The following is a 2,314-nucleotide window of genomic DNA, read 5'->3' as shown; positions in this document are numbered from 1 at the left end:
GGATCACCACTGTCGAGCTGGTACAAGGCGACAGGCTGGTGCATGGTGCACCCGCCCAGCCCCAGCAGGCCAGTCATCAACAGCGCAAGTGGAAGGCGCAGAAATTTCATCATCCCATCCAGGCGGCTGCCTACAGGCACACCGCAGTGATACATATAAATTCAAACGGGCACACGACCACGCCGGCGCCGCAAGGGCCATATCATCCGCGAAATAACCGTCCGACTCCAGTGTTTCTGCCCGGAACGGCGCTGTAATTGCCGTTCCAGACATTTCCACCGGTTACGCCGGCACTTCCACCTGCAAGCTATCGACGCGCTGGAACCCACGCGGCAGCTTGCTGCCACGCCGGCCACGCTCGCCCTTGTAGTGTTCCAGGTCGTCGGGCTTCAGAGACAGGGTACGCTTGCCGGCCTGCAATACAAGGGTCGCCCCGTCGGCGATCACGGCCAGGTCGGTGACGAACTCTTCGCGGCTGGCGACCCGGTCGCCGGGTACACCAATGATCTTGTTGCCCTTGCCTTTACCCAGCTGTGGCAAGTCGCTGACCTTGAACACCAGCAGGCGGCCTTCGGTGGTCACCGCCGCCAGCCAGTCCTGCTCACGGTTGGCCACCGGCCGCGGCGTCATGACCTTGGCGCCGTTGGGCAGGCTGAGCAAACCCTTGCCGGCCTTGTTCTTGGCCTGCAGGTCTTCACCCTTGACCACGAAGCCGTAGCCGGCGTCGGAAGCGACCACGTACAGCGCATCGTCCTCTGGCAGCAGCACGCAATCGAAGGTGGCCCCAGGCGGAGGCGTCAGGCGCCCCGTCAGCGGCTCACCCTGGCCACGCGCCGAAGGCAGGCTGTGGGCGGCCAGCGAGTAGCTGCGCCCGGTCGAGTCGATCAGCACGGCAAACTGGTTGGAGCGGCCAGCAGCAGCGGCCTTGAAGCCGTCGCCTGCCTTGTACGACAAGCCGGTCGCGTCGATGTCGTGGCCCTTGGCACAGCGTATCCAGCCTTTTTCCGACAGCACCACGGTCACCGGCTCGGTCGGCATCAGCTCGTTTTCCGACAGCGCCTTGGCTTCGGCGCGCTCGACGATAGGCGAGCGGCGGTCGTCGCCATAGGTTTCGGCATCCTTGATCAGCTCGCTGCGCACCAGCTTGCGCAGTTTGGCTTCGCTGCCCAGCAGCGCCTGCAACTTGGCTTGCTCTTTCAGCAGTTCGTCCTGCTCGCCGCGGATCTTCATCTCTTCCAAACGCGCCAACTGCCGCAGGCGGGTCTCGAGGATGTAGTCGGCCTGGATTTCGGTCAGGCCGAAGCGTGCGATCAGCGCCTGTTTGGGGTGGTCCTCGGTGCGGATGATGTGGATCACTTCATCCAGGTTGAGGAACGCCGTGAGCAAACCGTCCAGCAGGTGCAAGCGCTTCTCGACCTTGTCCAGGCGGTGCTGCAGCCGGCGACGAACGGTATGGGTACGAAACTCCAGCCATTCCACCAGGATCGTGCGCAGGTTCTTCAGCTGCGGCCGGCCGTCGAGGCCGATGATGTTGACGTTGACCCGGTAGCTGCTTTCCAGGTCGGTGGTGGCGAACAGGTGCTGCATCAGTTCGTCGGCATCCACACGGTTGGACCGCGGGATGATGACGATGCGGCAAGGGTTCTCGTGATCCGACTCGTCGCGCAGGTCGGCCACCATCGGCAGCTTCTTGGCCTGCATCTGCGCCGCGATCTGCTCCAGCACCTTGGCCCCCGAGACCTGGTGGGGCAACGCGGTTACAACGATGTCGCCGTCCTCGACGCGGTACACGGCGCGCATGCGGATCGAGCCACGGCCACTTTCGTACATCTTGAGGATTTCGGCCCGCGGCGTGACGATTTCGGCCTCGGTCGGGTAGTCCGGCCCTTGAATATGCTCGCACAACTGCTCGATGGTGGCCTTGGGCTCGTCGAGCAGGCGCACGCAGGCGCTGGCCACTTCACGCAGGTTGTGCGGCGGCACATCGGTGGCCATGCCCACGGCGATACCGGTGGTGCCGTTGAGCAGAATGTTGGGCAGGCGTGCCGGCAACACGGCGGGCTCCTGCAAGGTGCCGTCGAAGTTGGGCACCCAGTCGACGGTGCCCTGGCCGACTTCGCTGAGCAGCACTTCGGCATAGCGGGACAACCGCGCCTCGGTGTAGCGCATGGCCGCGAACGACTTCGGATCGTCCGGCGCACCCCAGTTGCCCTGGCCATCGACCAGTGTGTAGCGGTAGCTGAACGGCTGCGCCATCAGCACCATGGCTTCATAGCAGGCCCAGTCGCCATGGGGGTGGAACTTGCCGAGCACG

At 64.3% G+C, this 2,314-nt stretch carries 1 protein-coding gene; it reads right to left on the bottom strand.

Annotated features, from left to right (window positions below; genetic code table 11):
• Positions 1 to 282: 282 nt before the first annotated feature.
• Positions 283 to 2,314: DNA topoisomerase IV subunit A (gene parC / locus APH30_RS26810; protein ID WP_054914226.1), on the bottom strand; the 2,032-nt coding region annotated here is incomplete at its 5' end.

Source organism: Pseudomonas sp. NBRC 111127 (assembly GCF_001320345.1).
Classification (GTDB): domain Bacteria; phylum Pseudomonadota; class Gammaproteobacteria; order Pseudomonadales; family Pseudomonadaceae; genus Aquipseudomonas; species Aquipseudomonas juntendi.
Note: the sequence above shows the minus strand (reverse complement) of the source record. Positions and strands in the feature narration are given on the sequence as shown.